Raw genomic sequence first — 19,554 nt, 5'->3', positions numbered from 1 at the left:
AGGCCGCGGATTATAGCGATGGTTTCTCGGCTGTGCTATCCGAAAAATCCGATACGGCTATACGAAGAAACGTCGCGGCGAATTCATCGGGGGGAAGGGGCAGGCTGACGATGTAGCCCTGGATCTGTTCGCAGCCTTCTTCGGCCAGGAATTGTTGCTGCGCCAGGGTCTCGACGCCCTCCGCAATGATGGTGAATTGCATGCTGCGCCCCAAGGCGATAATTGCGCGAACAATCGCCACATCGTGCGGATCGTCAGGCAGGCCGCGGACGAAGGACTGGTCGATCTTGAGGATGTCCAGCGGCAGGCGCTTGAGGTAGCTCAGGGACGAGTAGCCCGTACCGAAGTCGTCTATCGCCAATTGCACGCCCAGGTGTTTGAGTTGGTGCAACACGGCCAGCGCTTCTTCGGCCTGGCTCATGATGAAGTTTTCGGTAATTTCCAGTTGCAGAAAACCGGGTGCCAGGCCGTTGTCCTTGAGCAGTTGTTCGATCCGCCCGAGCAGATTCGGCTGGCGCAGTTGAGCGCCGGCGAGGTTGACCGACAGCGGGCCGAGGCACTCATAGACCTGGTTCCACTCAAACATTTGTCGGCAGGCGGTCTCCAGTACCCAGTCGCCGATTTGCAGGATCATGCCGTTTTCTTCGGCCAAGGGAATGAAGTGTTCCGGCGGTACCGCACCGAAGGTCGGGTGATGCCAGCGAATGAGCGCTTCGGCGCCGACCAGTCGATGGTCGGCGAGGCTGATTTTCGGTTGGTAGTAGAGATAGAGCTCGTTGCGCTCGATGGCGCGCCGCAGTTCATGTTCCAGCGCCACGCGCTCGCTGGCCTGGGCGGTAAGGTCGCGGGTGTAGCTTTCCACCCGATTGCGGCCCTTGGCTTTGGAGCGATACATCGCGGCATCGGCGTTCTTGACCAGCGTGGCAACGTCGCAGCCGTCCTTGGGATACAGGCTGGTGCCAATGCTGGCGCTGATGAAGAACTCGTGCTCGCCGGCCTGGAACGGTGCGGCGAAGCAATTGAGCAGTTTGGTGGCGATGTTGTCGGCATCGCTGGACTGCTGCAGGCCGGGCAGCAGGATGATGAATTCGTCGCCACCCAGGCGCGCAACGGTATCGATATCGCGCAGCTGCTCTTTGAGGCGCACGGCGATGCCTTTGAGCAGCAAGTCACCGACCGGGTGGCCAAGGCTGTCGTTGATGTGTTTGAAGCGGTCCAGGTCGAGGAACAACACTGCGCCCTGACCGCCGTTTTCCTGTTGGGTATTGAGTGCGGTCAGCAGTCGACTCTCGAACAGCGTGCGATTTGGCAGGCCCGTCAGTGGGTCGTGGTGCGCCTGGTAGTCGAGTTTGGCCTGCGCGTGCTTGAGGCTGGAAATGTCGGCGAACACCGCCACGAAGTGGGTGACAAATTTATCCCGGTTGCGCACGGCGCTGATGGTCAGCCAGCTCGGATAGAGCTCGCCATTCTTGCGTCGGTTGGAAATCTCGCCTTGCCAGTGACCTTCGTCTGTCAGTTGATGCCACATCGCCGCATAGAAGGCGCTGTCGTGGAGGCCCGAGGCGAGCAGGCGAGGGGTGTGGCCCAGTGCTTCGCTCTCGCTGTAGCCGGTGATCTCGGTAAACGCACGGTTGACCGCGCTGATGTGTTGTTGGGTGTCGGTGATCAATACACCTTCGGCGGTGCTCTCGAACACCGTGGCGGCCTGTTGCAGTTTTTCCTGCATCAAATGCCGCTCGGTGATGTCCCGGGCAATGGTCAACATGCAGTCTTCGTCGCCGATGGGCAGCGGACGGCTGGACACCTCGCAGAGACGGATCTGCCCGTCACTGCGGCGGATATGGCAACTGAAGTCGCGAACGAAGCCATCCCGGTGCAGCAAATCGAGCATCTGTTTGCGCTCGTTGAGATTGACCCATATCCCCAGCTCCAGGGCTGAACGATCCACCGACATCGCGCTATTGAAGCCTGTGATGCGACTGAAACCCTCGTTGACCTCCAGCAGCAACCCGTCGCTCTGCCGCGACAGCAACAGGCCATCCGGGGAGGCGTGGAAGGCCTTGGCGAACTTTTCTTCAGAGGTTTGCAGTTGTTGCTGGGTTTCCTTGAGCTGACTGATATCGCGCACGACGACGACCAAGGCAGGGGTCGTATCGAGATCGAAGGGTTCGGCGGAAATCAGGCCGGTAAACACCTGGCCATTGTTGCGGCGAAAGGGCATCTCCAGGTTGCGGATGCTGCCGGCCTGAAGGCGCTGCAGCAAACCCGGACCGACGCCGGGAATGCCCCAGATGTTCAGGTCCGTAGCGGTCTGGCCAATAACGTCTTCGGCCCTGAGACCAATTTGTTCCTCGAACGCTTTGTTGACTTCCAGCAGGCAGCCGTCGGAAAGCCGCGCAATCACCAGGATGTCCGGGCATTGCTGAAACACGGAGGCGAATTTTTGCTCGGACAGGCTCAGCGCCTCTTCCGTGCGCTTGGCGTCGCTGATGTCGATCATCAGTCCGCGCATCACCGGCTCATGCCCGTGCTCGATCAGACTGACGATATCGCGCACCCACAGGCAGCGGCCGTCGGCGGTGATGACCCGGTAATCGACGCTGTAATCGCGGCCGGCCAGCACTTCGTGATCGCAGAAGGTCTGGGCCCGGGTCAGGTCCGCAGGGTGGATGATGTTGCGCCAGAAGCCCGGAATCAGCCAGTGGGAAAGGGGATAGCCAAGGAGTTCTTCGGCATGCGGTGACACATAGCTGTAGGTGAAATCGCTGATTCGCGCTTCCCAGGCTATCGCGGAAAGGCTCTCCACCAGCCCGCGGTAATGATATTCGCTGCTGCGTAGCTCTTGTTCCAGATCGACTCGCCGGGCAATTTCCGAACTCAAGCGGCGGTTGATCCGGATGACCACTGCCAGCATGATCATCAGAAACAGCAGCCCTGGCAGACCGTAAACCAGCAGATCCGACCAAAAAGTTCGATGATCCAGGACGTTACCGATCCAGTGCTCCTGAATGGCGCTGATTTCACTTGAGCTCATATCCGCCAGAACTTTGTCCAGGATACCGACCAGCATTTTGTTGTTTGGGGGCACGGCCATCGCCAATTGATAGCGGTAGGGCGTTTCACCGCTGACATACAGGCCGTCGAGCTTGAGCTGGCGCAGGCTCCAGACGCTGGAGGCGAGATCGCCCACGACCGCGTCCACTTCATCGGTGGCCAGCGCTTGCAAGGCCGAACTGACATTGGGCATCGCTACCAGATTCAGGTCGGGATGGTGCGTGCGCAGCAGTTCGTGGGGCGCATAGTTTTCCACCACCGCGATCTTCAGCCCGTAGAGGTCTTCGAGCTTGCGCGGCTGGGGGCCGCCGACATGGGCGAGGATGACAATCGGAAAGTCCAGATAGGGGCGAGTGAATGACAGGTACGACTGGCGTTCAGGGGTCGACATGATGCCCGGCAGGACGTCCAGCTTACCTTGCTTGGCCTGCTGCAGGACTTCGGTCCAACTGATCGGTTCGATGGGCGTCAGTTTGACGGCCAGCCGCTGACGGATCACGTTGATGTAGTCCGCCGCCAGGCCCTGATAGCGGCCTTGGTCGTCACGAAATTCAAACGGCGGCCAAGACGCGTCGACACCCAGGCGCAAGTCCGGGTGAGCCGCCAGCCAGCTACGTTCTTCGTCGGTCAGAGTCAGCGCGCCAGCCGTTGCGGTCCAGGTCATCAGCGACAGCAAAAAAAGCACGGTCGGCAGTCTGGGCATAACGGTCTCGTTATGGCTCGGGGAATGTTTCGAGTGTAGACGGGCAATTCGGCGGGGGGGAGGTACGGGGGATTTTATCTGTAGAAAGCAAAACCCCCGGCCTGGGCCGGGGGTTCTGTGATCACTCGTCGAGGAAGGAGCGCAAATGCTCGCTTCTCGTCGGGTGGCGCAGCTTGCGCAGCGCCTTGGCTTCGATCTGACGAATCCGTTCACGGGTCACGTCGAACTGCTTACCAACCTCCTCGAGGGTGTGGTCGGTATTCATGTCGATACCGAAGCGCATGCGCAGAACCTTGGCTTCACGGGCAGTGAGGCCGGACAGAACTTCGCGAGTCGCTTCTTTAAGGCTCTCAACAGTGGCAACATCGATTGGCGACTGCATAGTCGAGTCTTCAATGAAGTCACCCAGATGGGAGTCTTCGTCATCACCGATCGGGGTTTCCATGGAGATCGGCTCTTTAGCGATCTTCAATACCTTGCGGATCTTGTCCTCAGGCATTTCCATGCGTTCGCCCAGCTCTTCCGGGGTCGGTTCGCGACCCATTTCCTGCAACATCTGCCGGGAAATACGGTTGAGCTTGTTGATCGTCTCGATCATGTGCACCGGAATACGGATGGTGCGTGCCTGGTCGGCGATCGAGCGAGTGATCGCCTGACGGATCCACCAGGTGGCATAAGTCGAGAATTTGTAGCCGCGGCGGTATTCGAACTTGTCTACCGCTTTCATCAGACCGATGTTGCCTTCCTGGATCAGATCGAGGAATTGCAAGCCACGGTTGGTGTACTTCTTGGCGATGGAGATCACCAGACGCAAGTTCGCTTCAACCATCTCTTTCTTCGCGCGGCGGGCCTTGGCCTCACCGATCGACATGCGACGGTTGATGTCCTTGATCTCGGCGATCGTCAAACCGGTTTCGGTTTCCAGCGCGGTCAGCTTCTGCTGGCAACGAATGATGTCCGGTTGCAGGCGACCAATGGCTTCAGCGTATTTGCTTTTGCCTTTGGCCAGTGCATCGGTCCAGCTTTCGTCAACTTCGTTGCCCGGGAACTGGCGCAGGAAGTCGGCACGCGGCATGCGGGCATCACGAACGCAAAGTTGCATGATCGCGCGCTCTTGCTGACGCAGACGATCCAGGGCACTGCGAACACGCTCGACCAGGCCTTCGAATTGCTTCGGAACCAGTTTGATCGGCATGAACAGCTCAGCCAGCAGCACCAGCTCGGCAATTGCCAGCTTGTTGCCACGACCGTGCTTTTTCAGCGCCTTGCGGGTGACTTCCATCTGATCGGAGACAGCGCCAAAGCGCTGAGCTGCAATGACCGGATCCGGACCGCTTTCGGCTTCTTCTTCGTCATCAGTTGCCGCTTCGGCGTCATCGTCGTCGGTATCGTCGTCCGCTTTCACGGCTTTCGGATCGACAGGCGGCGGCACTTCTGCTGCAGGCGGCGCAATGCCGTCGTCCGGGTCGATATAACCGCTCAGGACGTCAGACAGGCGGCCACCTTCGGTGGTGACGCGAGTGTACTCGGAGAGAATGTGGTCAACCGTGCCAGGGAAGTGCGCAATTGCGCCCATCACTTCACGGATACCCTCTTCAATACGCTTGGCGATTTCAATTTCGCCTTCACGTGTGAGGAGCTCTACCGTACCCATTTCACGCATATACATGCGCACTGGGTCGGTGGTGCGACCAATGTCGGTCTCGACCGCTGCCAACGCTGCTGCTGCCTCTTCGGCCGCGGCTTCGTCGGTATCGGCGTCGGCCAGCATAAGGGAATCCTTATCTGGCGCAACCTCGAATACGTTGATCCCCATGTCATTGATCATGCGGATGATGTCTTCCACCTGTTCCGGATCTGAAATATCCTCCGGCAGGTGGTCGTTGACCTCCGCGTAAGTCAGGTAACCCTGCTCACGACCAAGTGTGATCAACTCTTTGATACGAGACTGCTGTTGCGCTTTTCCGGACATAACACCCTATCCACTGAAGGTCTTGGCGGGCAAAAAACAAGCCGAGGATTATACCTGAGCTATGACCTCACGCGCCAGTTGAGGTCGGGGTTGATACAGCCATATTGCGTTTTAATAGGTCGCGCATCTGATTTGCGATCTGATTTGCTTCCTCCGCGGTCAGTCCTGGCTGCCTTGCTTTTCTGATTAGTGCTTCCAGGCTATCGGTGTGTTGAGAGGCTGATAACCTAGTAATGGTGTCTAAAAACTGTTGTTCAAGGTTGTCACCCGCAATCAGCCACTCCTTTTCCGCCAAAGCCTTGAGCAAGCGACCCTGTTCGGTCCCGTGCCACCGGGCCATTAACTGAATTGAGTTTAGCTTAGGATTTTTTTGCACGGCCTCGATCAGAGCTACCAGCAGCTGAGCGTAGGTATTGCTCTCATTGGCGAAATGGTTGGCGGTTTCTACCTTGCCAGCCAGATCCGGGTGATGGATGAGTGTGCGCAGTGCAATCAGGGTCGGGGCTTCCACCGCAATCGGTGTGCGTGGAGCGCTCGGTTGATCGCGATCACCACCACGCTTGCCATTCTTGTCCCAGGGCTTCTTGTCCCACTTCTTGCCGCCTGCACCGGGTTTCTTCGGCGTCCACTCCTGCTGCGGCACGTACATCTCTTGTGCCTGCGGCTGATGGTAGTCGCTGTAATCCGGCATGGCGTCGTAATCGATGCCTGGGTCGTACGCCGGCGGCGCATCCTGTGGAGCGCTCTGCACCAACTGGCTCACGGCTTCACCGCTCAGGCCGGTAATTTCGGTCAGGCGTTGACGCATCAGGATGCGTAGATTCGCGCCCGGTACCTTGTCGATCAGCGGCGCGGCGAGGGTGGCCATGTGGGCCTTGCCTTCGAGCGAGCGCGGGTCCGATTCCTCGGTCAGTTGCTGAAAGAAATAATCCGCCAATGGCTGGGCATGCTGGTTGATTCGCGCGCGAAACGCGTCAGTGCCCTCTGAGCGTACCAGCGTATCCGGGTCCTCGCCCTCAGGCAGGAACAGAAAGCGTGCGCGCCGCCCGTCTTGCAAGCAAGGCAGGGTAGCTTCCAGCGCACGCCATGCGGCGTTGCGGCCGGCCTGGTCGCCGTCGAAGCAAAACAGTACGTTGGGCACGACGCGAAACAGCCGCTTCATATGCTCTTCGCTGGTGGCGGTACCCAGGGTTGCGACAGCATTGCGCAAGCCTTGTTGGGCGAGGGCGATGACGTCCATGTAGCCTTCGACGACGATGATTTCGTCGAGGTTGCGGTTATTCTTGCGTGCTTCATAAAGGCCGTAGAGTTCCTGGCCCTTATGGAATACCGGGGTTTCCGGTGAGTTCAGGTATTTCGGCTTGTCATCGCCCAATACCCGGCCACCGAAAGCGATGATGCGCCCTCGACTGTCGCGGATCGGGAACATTACGCGATCGCGAAAGCGGTCATAGCGCTTGCCGGTTTCGGCGTTCTCGATCAGCAGGCCGGCGTCGACCATGGCTTTCTGTTGCAGGGTGTCGCTGCTGAGGTGCTTGAACAGGTTGTCCCAGCCGGGCGGGGCGAAACCGAGGCCGAAGTCCCGGGCGATTTCGCCGGTCAGCCCGCGACCTTTCAAATAATCCACAGCGGCTTTGCGCGATGGATGACTTTTCAGGGCCTGGCGGTAAAAATCGGCGGCCGCAGTCAGCAGCGGGTACAGCGGCGAATCGGTCGGTTGCCGCGGTTTGTGCGGCCGACCGCTTTCTTCGCGGGGGATTTCCATGCCGGCGGCTTTGGCCAGTTCTTCAACAGCCTGGACGAAGTCCAGGTTGTCGTGGTCCATCATGAAGCCGAGGGCGTTGCCGCCAGCGCCGCAGCCGAAGCAGTAATAGAACTGTTTATCAGGGCTGACGCTGAAAGACGGGGTTTTCTCTTTATGAAAAGGGCAGCAGGCGGTGTAGTTCTTGCCGGCCTTTTTCATTTGCAGGCGCGAGCTGACCACATCGACGATGTCGGTGCGGTTCAGAAGGTCGTCAATGAAGCTCTGGGGAATTAGCCCGGCCATGGCGTTCTCGTCATCTGCGCTTGAATGGACCCAAAACGATGAGCTGCCGAACGCGGGTCGTTGTTTGAGGCACGCAAAATGTGCGGCTCGACCGGTGTCGTCTGCGTAATCGCTGTCGGGAAGTGTATCTGCCGAAAATCCACTGACGTTAGTACCAATCAGTATTCGACTATTTGAAAGTGTTGCGCTGAAATCCGCTGCGGCCAGTCGAGGGCCTCGGATAGCTCATAAGCGGGCACGCAAGAAGGTGCCTTGGGCTGATCGTCGTGAGAGGAATCAGTGGGTGTGCTCGTCAGTAGCCTTGGAAGGCTCGTCAGAAAAGACGTGCACCGCTGGCAAAAGAGCCAGGTCTGACGCTGTGAAGCAGGTTTGTCTCGGTCGCGTCTGCGGCTTTGACGGTGAAGCATCAAGCGTTTTCCGCAAATGCCATAAGCCCGGCTGAGGGCCGGGCTTGGCAGAAGCTTGCTACGAATGTCTGTGTATTAGTACAGACGAACGGCGCGGCGCTGTTCGCGCTGAACTTTCTTCGCGTGACGCTTAACAGCGGCTGCTGCTTTGCGCTTACGCTCAGAAGTAGGCTTCTCGTAGAATTCGCGGCTACGAACTTCAGCCAGTACACCGGCTTTTTCGCAGGAGCGCTTGAAACGACGCAGAGCTACGTCGAAGGGTTCGTTCTCTTTTACTTTGACGGCTGGCATCCAGAGCTACCTTCATTCATTACCGGGGTCAACATCCTCGCGGCAAAAGAGCACTTGAAGACGTCGGTTTTTAAGGGTTGCGGATGTTAACTCCTCATCGACCGGAATGCAAAGCCTCTGATCGAAAACCGCTAGTCGGGGCATCCCATGGCGACTATTATGCGCGCCTTCGAATTCAGCCTAAACAAGGCGCAAACCCATGCTAGTACTGGGATTAGAAACCTCCTGCGACGAAACCGGTGTCGCATTATATGACAGTGAACGCGGCCTGCTGGCCGACGCGCTGTTCAGTCAGATCGACCTGCACCGCGCCTATGGCGGTGTGGTGCCGGAGCTGGCCTCGCGCGACCACGTCAAACGCATGCTGCCCTTGATTCGTCAGGTGTTGGCCGAAGCTGACTGTGTGCCGACCGAGATCGATGCCATCGCTTATACCGCGGGTCCCGGCCTGGTCGGTGCCTTGCTGGTGGGCGCCTCCTGCGCGCAGGCGCTGGCGTTTGCCTGGGGTATTCCGGCGCTCGGTGTGCACCACATGGAAGGCCACTTGCTGGCGCCAATGCTGGAGCCGCAACCGCCGCAATTCCCGTTCGTCGCTTTGTTGGTGTCGGGCGGTCATACGCAGCTCGTTCAGGTCGACGGAATCGGCCATTACACGCTGTTGGGCGAGACCCTCGACGATGCCGCCGGTGAAGCGTTCGACAAGACCGCGAAGATGATGGGCCTCAATTATCCAGGCGGTCCGGAAATCGCCAAACTGGCTGAGCGGGGCGTTTCAGGACGTTTCACCTTTCCGCGTCCGATGTGCGACCGCCCGGGCTTGGCCTTCAGCTTTAGCGGCTTGAAAACCTTCGCCCTGAACACCTGGCAACAGAGCGTCAGCGCCGGGGACGACAGCGAGCAAGCCCGTTGCGACATCTCGCTGGCGTTCCAGCAGGCCGTGGTGGAGACTTTGACCATCAAGTGCAAGCGCGCCCTGAAACAGGCGGGCATGAAGCGTCTGGTGATCGCTGGAGGCGTCAGCGCCAACAAGGCACTGCGCACTTCACTGGAAAAAATGCTCGGCGACATGAAAGGCGATGTGTTTTATGCCCGCCCGGAGTTCTGCACCGACAATGGCGCGATGATCGCGTTTGCCGGTTGCCAGCGCTTGCAGGCTGGTCAGCACGAAAGCCTGGCGATCAGCGTGCAGGCGCGCTGGCCGATGGAGCAGCTGTCGGCGCTGTAATGAGCGGTGCTCATGTCCGGTATTTAAAAATGCCGTTCGCGCCCGGCAAACAGGTCGCGTAGATTGCCGCGATGACGCCAGACGATCAGCCCCGTGAGTGCGCTCATGGGCAGCAGTGCCGCCGGTTCTTGCCAGGCCAGCAGTGGCAGGGTCAACGGCGTGGCGATCAACGCGGCGAGTGAGCTGGTGCGGGTCAGGTAGAACGTCAGCAGCCAGGCGCAGACCGCCAGCAGTGCTGCAGGCGGATACAGGCCCAGCAGCATGCCGGCCGCGGTGGCGACGCCCTTGCCGCCGCGAAAGCGGAAGTACAGCGGGAACAGGTGACCGATGACGGCACAAACGCCGATCCAGGCCTGTTCTTGTAGGGAAAGACCCGCAAAGCCGGCGATTAATACTGGCAGCAGGCCTTTGCAGAGGTCGCCGATCAACGTCAGGATGGCGAGTTTTTTGCCGGCCAGACGCAACATGTTGGTGGCGCCGGCATTGCCCGAGCCACTCATTCGCGGATCGGGGTTACCGGTCAGGCGGCTGAGCAAAATGGCGAAGGACAGAGAGCCGAGCAGGTAGGCGAGGGTCGCCAATAACCAAAACATGCTAACTATTCCGGGCGAGGACGCCCTGATTCTAACGGCGCATTGCGCCCTTGTCGTGCAGCGGAGAAAAGTGCTTGGACAGAGTGTTTATCGAGGGCCTGGAAGTCGACACCGTGATTGGTGCCTACGACTGGGAGCGAGGCATCCGACAGTGCCTGAGACTTGATCTGAGCTTCGCCTGGGACAATCGTCCGGCCGCTGCAGGGGACGACCTGACCCTGGCGCTCGACTACGCGAGCGTTTCGTCGCGCACTCAGGCGTTTGCCGAGCAGGCGCAGTTCCAGCTGGTCGAGACTTTTGCCGAGCGTCTGGTCGAAGTGTTGATGAGCGAATTCAACATCACCTGGATGCGCCTCAAGCTGACCAAGCCTGGCGCGGTCCCGGCGGCCACCGGTGGTGTGGGCGTGGAGATCGAGCGCGGATGTCGCTGACTCAGGTGTATCTCGGGCTCGGTAGCAATATCGAGCGCGAAACCCATTTGCATGCCGGGCTCGAAGCCCTGGCGGGTTTTCTCGTGGATATCCGTTGCTCGGCGGTGTTCGAAAGCCAGCCAGTGGGGATCAAGAGCGGGCCGTTCTTTAATTTCGTGGTCTCGGCGTACACCAATTTGCCGCTGATGGAGCTGGACCGTCGATTGAAATTCATCGAGGCGGACAATGGCCGTTATGCGCCTGACCGCAAGGGGCTGCCGCTGGATATCGATGTGCTTTTGTTTGGCGATCTGGTGGGCAATTTCGATGGGTTGATCCTGCCGCGGGCAGAGATTCTGAAAAACGCCTTTGTACTGTGGCCGTTGTCGCTGATTGCGCCGGATCGTGCGCATCCGGGCGTAGGCAAAAGCTTTGCGACCTTGTGGGGTGAAGCGCAGATCGATCAGGTGTTGGCGCCAGTGGCGTTCGAGTGGCGCGGTGAGCAGCTGACGCCTTCGAATTTGCTGTGATCTGACTGACGCAATCGCGGGCAAGCCCGCTCCCACAGGGATTTACACTGAAACTGTGGGAGCGGGCTTGCTCGCGAAGCTTTTCAGGCAGACGCTGCCTCTTTGTAGGCCTTGAGCGCTTTTAGCCGCTCACGCTTGATCGCCTCGCCCAGCTCCGGCCCCTTGAATCCCTTCTCCAGCAACGGCTGAACTGCCACGCTCCGGGCTGCAGTCGCCGCGCCGCGCAAATAATCCGCTTGTGGATAACTTCTCTGCTCCAGCCCTTTGCGCCCGCGCGCATCCATCTCGCACGCTGCAATGAACTCTTCAAACCGCTGCGGACGACGGTACACGTCAAAACTCTGCAACAACTCCAGCAGAGTCGAGGCCTTCAGCTCCAGGGCGCGGTGGCCGTGGGTGTGATACTGGCCCACCAGCAATGCCAATTCCTGGCAATCCTTCGGTGCCTTGAACCGTTCGTTGACCGCTTTGATCAGCTTCAGGCCCGTGTGTTCGTGGGCGATGTGGCGCGGCCATTCTTCCTGGGGCGTCAATCCTTTGCCCAGATCATGCAGCAAGCACGCCCAACGCACAGTCAGCGGTTGTTTGTGCAGAGCCGCTTGCTCGAGCACGCTCAGGGTGTGCACGCCCGTGTCGATCTCAGGGTGATGGGCTTCCGGTTGTGGCACGCCGAACAGGGCGTCGACTTCCGGCATCAATACCTTGAGCGCGCCACATTCGCGCAGCACTTCGATGAATATCTGTGGCTGATCTTCCATCAGTGCGCGGGAAATTTCCTTCCAGCTGCGTTCGGCAGTCAGCGCCTCCAGTTCACCTGACTCACTGAGTTGCCGCATAAGGTCCATTGTTTCAGGCGCGACGGTGAAACCCAGCCCGGCGTATCGAGCTGCGAAGCGGGCAACGCGCAGGACACGGAGTGGATCTTCGGCGAAAGCGGGGGAAACGTGGCGAAGCACGCGAGCTTCAAGGTCGCGTTGGCCGTGGTACGGGTCCGTCAGGTTCTGCTTGTCGTCCTCGGCCATGGCGTTGATCGTCAGGTCGCGACGGATCAAGTCTTCTTCGAGGGTGACCTCGGGGCTGGCATGGAAGGTGAAACCGCCGTAACCGCGTCCGCTTTTGCGTTCGGTACGGGCGAGGGCGTATTCCTCACCGCTCTTGGGGTGAAGAAATACCGGGAAATCAGCGCCTACCGGGCGAAAACCCTTGGCGAGCATTTCTTCGGTATTGGCACCGACCACGACCCAGTCGATATCGGTGACCGGCTTGCCCAGCAGGCGATCGCGTACCGCGCCGCCGACTTTATAAATCCGCATAAAAAACCTCCGTTAGCTCGACAGAATAACCTTTGCGTCGAACTTCCGGAGGCAGAAACAGAATCAAAGATGAATGACAGCCAGGTCCAGCCGGCCGTAATCCCCCTCGCTGTGTTCGCTTCTGGGCGGAACATGGTGAACTTTCATGACCTGGTCGCCTTGCAGCGTTTCCAGATGAATGTCGAAGCCCCACAGTCGGTGCAGATGCTTGAGCACTTCTTCGGTGGACTCGCCCAACGGTTTGCGGTCGTGCTGCTGGTGACGCAAGGTCAGGGAGCGGTCGCCGCGTCGGTCGATGCTGTAGATCTGAATGTTGGGCTCGCGATTTCCCAGGTTGTACTGCGCGGCCAGGGTTTCGCGAATGATGCGGTAGCCCCCTTCGTCGTGAATCGCCGGGACCAGCAGATCGTCCTTTTGATCGTCATCGAGAATGCTGAACAACTTAAGGTCGCGTATCACCTGGGGTGACAAGTACTGCAGGATGAAGCTCTCATCTTTGAAGCTGCTCATGGCGAACTTGATGCTCGACAGCCAGTCGGTGCCGGCAATCTCAGGGAACCAGCGGTAGTCCTCTTCGGTCGGGTGTTCACACATGCGGCGGATGTCCCGGTACATGGCAAAACCCAGGGTGTAGGGGTTGATGCCGTTGTAGTAGGGGCTGTCGAAGCCGGGTTGGTAGACCACACTGGTGTGGGAGGTCAGAAACTCCATCATGAAGCCATCGGTGACGAGGCCTTCGTCATACAGGTCGTTCATCAGTGTGTAGTGCCAGAACGTGGCCCAGCCTTCGTTCATCACCTGGGTCTGGCGTTGCGGATAGAAATACTGGGCGATCTTGCGCACGATCCGCACGATTTCCCGCTGCCAGGGCTCAAGCAGCGGCGCGTGTTTTTCGATGAAGTACAGGATGTTTTCCTGAGGTTCGGCGGGGAAGCGAGCGTTGTCCTTGTCGCTGTACTTGTCCGCGCCTTTTGGAATGGTCCGCCACAGATCGTTGATCTGCTTCTGCAGATGCTCTTCCCGATCCTTCTGACGACGGCGTTCTTCTTCAGCCGAAATCGGATACGGACGTTTGTAACGATCGACCCCGTAGTTCATCAGCGCGTGGCAGGAATCCAGCAAGTCCTCCACCGCGTCGATGCCATGGCGTTCTTCGCACTGCATGATGTATTGCTTGGCAAAAACCAGGTAATCGATGATCGAACTGGCGTCGGTCCAGGTGCGGAACAGGTAATTGCCCTTGAAGAAGCTGTTGTGGCCGTAGCACGCGTGAGCGACCACCAGGGCCTGCATGCAGATGGTGTTTTCTTCCATCAGGTAGGCGATGCACGGGTCCGAGTTGATCACGATCTCGTAGGCCAGTCCCATCTGCCCACGGCTGTAGGATTTCTCGGTGCTGAGGAAGTGTTTACCGTAGGACCAATGGTGATAACCCAGCGGCATGCCGACGGAGGCATAGGCGTCCATCATCTGCTCAGCGGTGATCACTTCGATCTGGTTGGGGTAGGTATCCAGGGCATAACGAGCCGCCAGGCGACTGATTTCCTTGTCGTACGCCTGGATCAGCTCGAACGTCCATTCGGAGCCGGTGGAAATGGGTTGGCGCTTCTGCTCTTTGGCGGTCATGTCACTAACCTGCGCTGGAAGAGTTCACGGAAGACCGGATAGATATCTCCGGCCGAGACCAGTTGCTGTTGGGCAAAAGTGTCAGAAAAGGCTTCGGCAATGCGTTCGTACTCGAACCACAGAGCCTGGTGTTCGCGCGGGGTAATCTCAACGTAAGTGTAGTACTGCACGAATGGCATGATCTGGTTGATCAGAATGTCGCGGCAGATCGGCGAATCGTCGTTCCAGTTGTCACCATCGGAGGCCTGGGCCGCGTAGATGTTCCACTCATTGCTCGGATAACGCTCGGCCATGATCTCCTGCATGAGTTTCAAGGCGCTGGAGACGATAGTGCCGCCGGTTTCCCGGGAGTAGAAGAACTCTTCCTCATCCACTTCGCGAGCGCTGGTGTGGTGGCGGATGAATACGACGTCGATCTTGTCGTAGTTACGCTTGAGAAACAGGTACAGCAGGATGAAGAAGCGCTTGGCGATGTCCTTGGTCGCCTGGGTCATGGAGCCAGACACGTCCATCAGGCAGAACATCACCGCTTTGGAGCTTGGGTTCGGCTGCTTGATGAGCAGGTTGTACTTGAGGTCAAAGGTGTCCAGAAAGGGTACGCGATGGATGCGCGCACTGAGTTTCTCGATTTCTGCTTCGATCTCCTGAATATCGCCGAAGTTGTCCGGTTCATCTCGCTTGAGTCGCAGCAGTTCCTCTTTGGCTTCGCGCAATTTTGCCCGGCTGCTGCCAGACAGGGCTATTCGCCGGGCATGGGCCGAGCGCAGGGTCCGGATGATGTTGATCCGCGACGGGTTACCTTCGTTGCTGATACCCGCGCGTACGGTCTTGAAGGTGTCGGTGCCGGTGAGGTTGCGCTTCACCAGGTTTGGCAGTTCGAGGTCCTCGAACATGAATTCGAGAAATTCCTCCTGGGTGATCTGGAAGACAAATTCGTCCATCCCTTCGCCCGAGTTGCCAGCCTTGCCCGGGCCCCGGCCGCCACCACCGCCTGGTGGACGGGCGATGTGTTCGCCGCTGGTGAATTCCTTGTTGCCGGGGTGCACGACCGTCTGCTTGCCACCGCGTCCGTGGTGAAGCACCGGCTCATCGATGTCGCGGCCGGGGATACTGATCTGTTCGCCGTGCTCCATATCGGTAATGGAACGCCGACTGACCGCCTCTTCGACAGCCTTCTTGATGTGATCACGGTAACGCCGCAGAAACCGCTGACGGTTTACCGTGCTCTTGTTCTTGCCATTGAGACGTCGGTCGATCACATAGCTCATGACTGCTCCTTAGAAGCTGTCCTGAAAGGGGCGAGCGGTTATGCAGCATCGACGGTGCCAAGGGATGTTCACGCTCCCCCAAGCGCTTTTGGACGCTGACTGAACCTCGCTACCGACTTTCGAACACCTTCCAGAGGTCTGTGTAACAGAAAATGCGTACACAGGCCTCTGGCTGACGACAACCGGTCTGACCGGCAGCGGGTTACTGTGATTTTCTGACCCGCAGGTACCACTCGGACAGCAGTCGTACCTGTTTGTCGGTGTAGCCCCGCTCGACCATCCGTGTGACGAAGTCGTTGTGTTTCTGCTGGTCCTCTTTGCTGGCCTTGGCGTTGAAGCTGATGACCGGCAGGAGGTCCTCGGTGTTGGAGAACATTTTCTTCTCAATGACCACCCGCAGTTTTTCGTAGCTGAGCCAGGTCGGGTTCTTGCCATTGTTGTTGGCCCGGGCGCGCAATACGAAGTTGACGATTTCGTTGCGGAAATCCTTCGGATTGCTGATACCGGCCGGTTTTTCGATTTTCTCCAGTTCTTCGTTCAGCGCGACGCGGTTGAGGATCTCGCCGGTTTCCGGATCGCGGTATTCCTGGTCCTGGATCCAGAAGTCGGCGTACAGCACGTAACGATCGAAGATGTTCTGGCCGTACTCGCTGTAAGACTCGAGATAGGCGGTCTGGATCTCCTTGCCGATGAATTCGATATAACGCGGCGCCAGGTACTCCTTGAGGAAGCGCAGATAGCGTTCGCGGGTCTCGGCCTGGAACTGTTCCTGTTCAATCTGTTGTTCCAGCACATAGAGCAAGTGCACCGGGTTGGCGGCGATTTCGTGCGGATCAAAGTTGAAGACCTTGGACAGGATCTTGAACGCGAACCGGGTCGACAGACCGTTCATGCCCTCGTCGACACCGGCGTTATCACGGTATTCCTGGATCGACTTGGCTTTTGGATCCGTGTCCTTGAGATTCTCGCCGTCATACACACGCATCTTGGAGTAGATGTTGGAGTTTTCCGGCTCCTTGAGACGCGAGAGCACGGTGAACTGGGCGAGCATTTTCAGGGTGTCGGGCGCGCAATGGGCCTTGGCCAGGGAGCTGTTGAACAGAAGCTTGTCGTAGATCTTCACTTCGTCGCTGACCCGTAGGCAGTACGGCACTTTGACGATGTAAATCCGGTCGATGAAGGCTTCGTTGTTCTTGTTGTTACGGAAGGTGTGCCATTCCGATTCGTTGGAGTGGGCGAGCAGGATCCCGGTAAACGGAATCGCCCCGAGGCCTTCAGTACTGTTGTAGTTGCCTTCCTGAGTGGCGGTCAGCAATGGGTGCAGCACCTTGATCGGTGCCTTGAACATTTCGACGAATTCCATCAGGCCTTGGTTGGCCCGGCACAGTGCGCCCGAATAGCTGTAGGCGTCGGCGTCGTTTTGCGGGAATTCTTCCAGTTTGCGAATATCGACCTTGCCCACCAGTGCGGAGATGTCCTGGTTGTTTTCATCGCCCGGTTCGGTTTTGGCCACCGCGATCTGGTTGAGGATCGACGGATAGAGTTTCACTACGCGGAACTGGCTGATGTCGCCGCCGAATTCGGCCAGGCGTTTGGTGGCCCATGGCGACATGATGGTATTGAGGTAGCGCCGTGGAATACCGAAGTCTTCCTCGAGGATCGCGCCATCTTCAGTGGCGTTGAACAGACCCAGAGGCGACTCGAATACCGGCGAGCCCTTGATGGCGTAGAAGGGCACTTTCTCGATCAGTTGTTTGAGCTTCTCGGCCAGGGACGATTTACCGCCACCGACGGGGCCGAGCAGATAGAGGATTTGTTTCTTCTCTTCCAGGCCCTGAGCGGCGTGGCGGAAATACGACACGATCTGGTCTATGCATTCTTCCATCCCGTGGAAGTCTTCAAAGGCCGGATAGCGGCGGATCACCTTGTTGGAGAAGATTCGCGACAGTCTCGAGTTGGTCGAGGTGTCGAGCAGCTCCGGTTCTCCGATGGCCAGCAATAGACGCTCGGCGGCGGAGGCATAGGCGCTGCGGTCCTGTTTGCACAGCTCAAGATACTCTTGCAGCGAGAGTTCTTCCTGGCGTGTGGACTCGAAGCGTTGTTGGAAGTGGCTAAAGATACTCATGACGTCACCTCGCTCGATACGTGGAGCCGACGCCGGATCATTCAGTCGATGCTGGCAGCAACCGGATATGCAGTTGCTGTTTACCCCCCAGAACTCTTTCAGGGCTGACTACCCCGAAAGCTACTCCCGATGACCCGCGCGCCGGTGTACCGGCTCTCCCCTGTTTTGGATGGCCTGCGCTTAAGGATAGTTGCTTATTCGGGAGGTAAAGGCGAGATACGTAATTAGTTGTGGCAGACCGTTCGTCTGCCACCGCGCGAGCCCGCGGGGGCCGGGGCTTGCACGTTACAAAAAAATTATTCGGACGTGCCTTGCGCCGTTTCCGCCGGGTAAGTCGTACGCCACAGCTCAAAACCGCCGTCCATGCTGTACACGTCTGAAAAGCCCTGGCTGATCAGGTACGCGGCCGCGCCTTGGCTGGAATTGCCGTGGTAGCAGACCACTACGGTCGGTGCATCCAGATCGGCAGCCTGAATAAAGGCATGCAGTGAATGATTGTCCAGATGCTTCGAGCCGCTGATGTGCAGCGCGGCAAAAGTTGCAGGGTCGCGGACATCGACCACCACTGCGCCTTGTTCGCGCAGGGCTTGTGCCTGTTCTGGGGGGATGCGTTTGAATTCGCTCATGGCGGGCTCCGGTGGCTCGGCTGAAAGCGCAGTCTAGCGCTGGGCGCTGGCTGGCGTTTGTTCGCAAGTGAGTGGGGCGACTGGTGGCGCGGCAGCATGGCCATGCTCGTCGCATTTGCAGGACAGGCGTTCCCCGCTGTCGACATTCATCATCGTCAGGGCACCGCCCCAGACGCAACCCGTGTCGAGGGCAGAGATGCCCGGCTCGTTGCACTGGCCTTCAAGCGCGGCCCAGTGCCCGAAAATGATTTTCATGCCCTTGGTCTTGCGTTCCTTGTGCTGGAACCAGGGTTTGTAGCCGGGTGGCGCAGTGCCCAGGCCTTCCTTGCTCTTGAGGTCCAGCTTGCCTTCGGCCGTGCAGAAACGCATGCGGGTGAAATAGTTGGTGATCACCCGAAGACGCGTGACGCCTTGGAGGTCGCTGTCCCATTTCGCCGGATCGTTGCCGTACATGCCGTCGAGGTAGGGTGGCAGCAAATTGTCGTCGCGCAGCGCCGTCTCGACTTCGGCGGCGCACTTCAGTGCTTTGCGCAGCGACCATTGCGGCGGAATGCCGGCATGCACCAGCGCAACGTTACGTTGCTCGTCGTAGTGCATGAGTTTTTGCTGGCGCAGCCATTCCAGTAGCTCGGCGCAATCGGGGGCTTCGATAATCTCGCGAAGGGTATCGGTTTTCTTCAGCCGTTCGATGTTCTTCCCGGCCGCCAGCAAGTGCAGGTCATGGTTGCCGAGCACGCACACCAGCGATTCGCGGATGCTGTAGAGAAAGCGCAAGGTTTCCAGCGACTGCGGGCCACGGTTGACCAGATCACCCACCAGCCACAGACGATCCTTTGCCGGGTCGAACGCGACTTTTTTGAGCAGGCATTGAAGGGCTTCAAGACAGCCTTGAAGGTCGCCGACGGCGTACGTCGCCATCAGTGCAGGGCTCCGGGCACCGCCAGGCGGAATGGCGCGATGATGGCGTCAAAGTGTTTGCCGTCATCGGCGACCATTTCGTAAGTACCCTGCATCGTGCCGACCTTGGAAGTCATGACGGTGCCGCTGCTGTAGGTATGGCTCTTGCCTGGTTCGATCAACGGTTGCTGGCCGACAACGCCCGCACCGCGAACCTCTTCGACATGCCCGTCGCCATCGGTGATGACCCAGTGCCGTGACAGCAGCTTGGCCGGTAACTCGCCGTTGTTCTGCACGGTGATGGTGTAGGCGAAGGCAAAGCGGTCGTGCTCGGGTTGCGATTGTTCTGCCAGATAGCGGGTGACGACGCTGACGTCGACCTGATAACGAGGATCGGACATGCAAGAGGCCTTAAAAACGAAGCGGGACGCGGGGCGTAGCTGATTGAACTCAGTCTAGGCCAAGTA

The 19,554-nt window shown here is 58.6% G+C and carries 15 protein-coding genes; 3 read left to right on the top strand and 12 right to left on the bottom strand.

Annotated features, from left to right (window positions below; all coding sequences use genetic code 11):
• Window positions 1–10: 10 nt before the first annotated feature.
• The 4 genes from ACA053_RS26600 to rpsU all read right to left on the bottom strand — a co-directional run bounded on the left by ACA053_RS26600 (window position 11) and on the right by rpsU (window position 8,474).
• Entirely contained in the window at window positions 11–3,757 is a 3,747-nt protein-coding gene (locus tag ACA053_RS26600) for a bifunctional diguanylate cyclase/phosphodiesterase (protein WP_497394041.1), read from the bottom strand.
• 121 nt (window positions 3,758–3,878) lie between these two features.
• Complete coding sequence (gene rpoD, locus ACA053_RS26595; RefSeq protein ID WP_109635336.1) at window positions 3,879–5,729, bottom strand: RNA polymerase sigma factor RpoD; 1,851 nt, start codon at window positions 5,727–5,729, stop codon at window positions 3,879–3,881.
• A 67-nt stretch (window positions 5,730–5,796) separates the two neighbouring features.
• A complete protein-coding gene (gene dnaG / locus ACA053_RS26590; protein ID WP_109635335.1) occupies window positions 5,797–7,776 on the bottom strand; it encodes a DNA primase in 1,980 nt (659 codons plus the stop codon).
• A gap of 482 nt (window positions 7,777–8,258) precedes the next feature.
• Window positions 8,259–8,474, bottom strand: a complete 216-nt coding sequence (gene rpsU, locus ACA053_RS26585; RefSeq protein ID WP_002551877.1) for a 30S ribosomal protein S21 — start codon at window positions 8,472–8,474, stop codon at window positions 8,259–8,261.
• 199 nt (window positions 8,475–8,673) lie between these two features.
• Here rpsU and tsaD point away from each other — a divergent pair, with 199 nt between their 5' ends.
• Entirely contained in the window at window positions 8,674–9,699 is a 1,026-nt protein-coding gene (gene tsaD, locus ACA053_RS26580) for a tRNA (adenosine(37)-N6)-threonylcarbamoyltransferase complex transferase subunit TsaD (RefSeq protein ID WP_010467153.1), read from the top strand.
• A 23-nt stretch (window positions 9,700–9,722) separates the two neighbouring features.
• Here tsaD and plsY read toward each other — a convergent pair whose 3' ends face one another.
• Window positions 9,723–10,292: a glycerol-3-phosphate 1-O-acyltransferase PlsY gene (plsY, locus tag ACA053_RS26575; RefSeq protein WP_109635333.1), complete on the bottom strand. Its 570-nt coding sequence runs from the start codon at window positions 10,290–10,292 to the stop codon at window positions 9,723–9,725.
• A gap of 74 nt (window positions 10,293–10,366) precedes the next feature.
• Between plsY and folB the strand changes: the two genes are divergently transcribed.
• Window positions 10,367–10,723 carry a dihydroneopterin aldolase gene (gene folB, locus ACA053_RS26570; RefSeq protein WP_497394040.1) on the top strand — a complete coding sequence of 119 codons (357 nt, stop codon included), beginning with the start codon at window positions 10,367–10,369 and terminating at the stop codon, window positions 10,721–10,723.
• A complete protein-coding gene (gene folK / locus ACA053_RS26565; RefSeq protein WP_497394039.1) occupies window positions 10,714–11,232 on the top strand; it encodes a 2-amino-4-hydroxy-6-hydroxymethyldihydropteridine diphosphokinase in 519 nt (172 codons plus the stop codon). Before folB ends, folK begins: the two co-directional genes overlap by 10 nt.
• A gap of 83 nt (window positions 11,233–11,315) precedes the next feature.
• Here folK and ACA053_RS26560 read toward each other — a convergent pair whose 3' ends face one another.
• The 7 genes from ACA053_RS26560 to apaG form a co-directional block, all read right to left on the bottom strand.
• Entirely contained in the window at window positions 11,316–12,545 is a 1,230-nt protein-coding gene (locus ACA053_RS26560) for a multifunctional CCA addition/repair protein (RefSeq protein ID WP_497394038.1), read from the bottom strand.
• A gap of 63 nt (window positions 12,546–12,608) precedes the next feature.
• Entirely contained in the window at window positions 12,609–14,171 is a 1,563-nt protein-coding gene (locus tag ACA053_RS26555; protein ID WP_109635328.1) for a SpoVR family protein, read from the bottom strand.
• Window positions 14,168–15,439, bottom strand: coding sequence for a YeaH/YhbH family protein (locus tag ACA053_RS26550; RefSeq protein WP_010467159.1), 1,272 nt, complete (start codon window positions 15,437–15,439; stop codon window positions 14,168–14,170). Before ACA053_RS26550 ends, ACA053_RS26555 begins: the two co-directional genes overlap by 4 nt.
• A gap of 202 nt (window positions 15,440–15,641) precedes the next feature.
• On the bottom strand, window positions 15,642–17,564 hold the full coding sequence (locus ACA053_RS26545) for a PrkA family serine protein kinase (protein ID WP_059407387.1): 1,923 nt from the start codon (window positions 17,562–17,564) through the stop codon (window positions 15,642–15,644).
• A 296-nt stretch (window positions 17,565–17,860) separates the two neighbouring features.
• Window positions 17,861–18,190 (bottom strand): thiosulfate sulfurtransferase GlpE, encoded by a 330-nt coding sequence (gene glpE / locus ACA053_RS26540; RefSeq protein WP_109635326.1) that lies wholly within the window; start codon window positions 18,188–18,190, stop codon window positions 17,861–17,863.
• A gap of 33 nt (window positions 18,191–18,223) precedes the next feature.
• The gene (locus ACA053_RS26535) at window positions 18,224–19,108 is read right to left on the bottom strand and encodes a symmetrical bis(5'-nucleosyl)-tetraphosphatase (RefSeq protein WP_497394037.1); all 885 of its coding nucleotides are present in this window, start codon (window positions 19,106–19,108) and stop codon (window positions 18,224–18,226) included.
• On the bottom strand, window positions 19,108–19,488 hold the full coding sequence (gene apaG / locus ACA053_RS26530; RefSeq protein WP_497314073.1) for a Co2+/Mg2+ efflux facilitator ApaG/CorD: 381 nt from the start codon (window positions 19,486–19,488) through the stop codon (window positions 19,108–19,110). The genes ACA053_RS26535 and apaG overlap by 1 nt, the downstream gene beginning before the upstream one ends.
• Window positions 19,489–19,554 lie beyond the last annotated feature (66 nt).

It is taken from the genome of Pseudomonas sp. LBUM1672, from assembly GCF_059695655.1.
Note: the sequence above shows the minus strand (reverse complement) of the source record. Positions and strands in the feature narration are given on the sequence as shown.

Bases quoted from the DNA above. Each gene is read 5' to 3' on its own strand.
- ACA053_RS26600 (WP_497394041.1), bottom strand. From the start codon at position 3,757: ATGCCCAGACTGCCGACCGTGCTTTTTTTGCTGTCGCTGATGACCTGG.
- tsaD (WP_010467153.1), top strand. From the start codon at position 8,674: ATGCTAGTACTGGGATTAGAAACCTCCTGCGACGAAACCGGTGTCGCA.
- ACA053_RS26555 (WP_109635328.1), bottom strand. From the start codon at position 14,171: ATGACCGCCAAAGAGCAGAAGCGCCAACCCATTTCCACCGGCTCCGAA.
- dnaG (WP_109635335.1), bottom strand. From the start codon at position 7,776: ATGGCCGGGCTAATTCCCCAGAGCTTCATTGACGACCTTCTGAACCGC.
- rpsU (WP_002551877.1), bottom strand. From the start codon at position 8,474: ATGCCAGCCGTCAAAGTAAAAGAGAACGAACCCTTCGACGTAGCTCTG.
- apaG (WP_497314073.1), bottom strand. From the start codon at position 19,488: ATGTCCGATCCTCGTTATCAGGTCGACGTCAGCGTCGTCACCCGCTAT.
- folK (WP_497394039.1), top strand. From the start codon at position 10,714: ATGTCGCTGACTCAGGTGTATCTCGGGCTCGGTAGCAATATCGAGCGC.
- glpE (WP_109635326.1), bottom strand. From the start codon at position 18,190: ATGAGCGAATTCAAACGCATCCCCCCAGAACAGGCACAAGCCCTGCGC.
- ACA053_RS26535 (WP_497394037.1), bottom strand. From the start codon at position 19,108: ATGGCGACGTACGCCGTCGGCGACCTTCAAGGCTGTCTTGAAGCCCTT.
- ACA053_RS26545 (WP_059407387.1), bottom strand. From the start codon at position 17,564: ATGAGTATCTTTAGCCACTTCCAACAACGCTTCGAGTCCACACGCCAG.
- rpoD (WP_109635336.1), bottom strand. From the start codon at position 5,729: ATGTCCGGAAAAGCGCAACAGCAGTCTCGTATCAAAGAGTTGATCACA.
- plsY (WP_109635333.1), bottom strand. From the start codon at position 10,292: ATGTTTTGGTTATTGGCGACCCTCGCCTACCTGCTCGGCTCTCTGTCC.
- ACA053_RS26560 (WP_497394038.1), bottom strand. From the start codon at position 12,545: ATGCGGATTTATAAAGTCGGCGGCGCGGTACGCGATCGCCTGCTGGGC.
- ACA053_RS26550 (WP_010467159.1), bottom strand. From the start codon at position 15,439: ATGAGCTATGTGATCGACCGACGTCTCAATGGCAAGAACAAGAGCACG.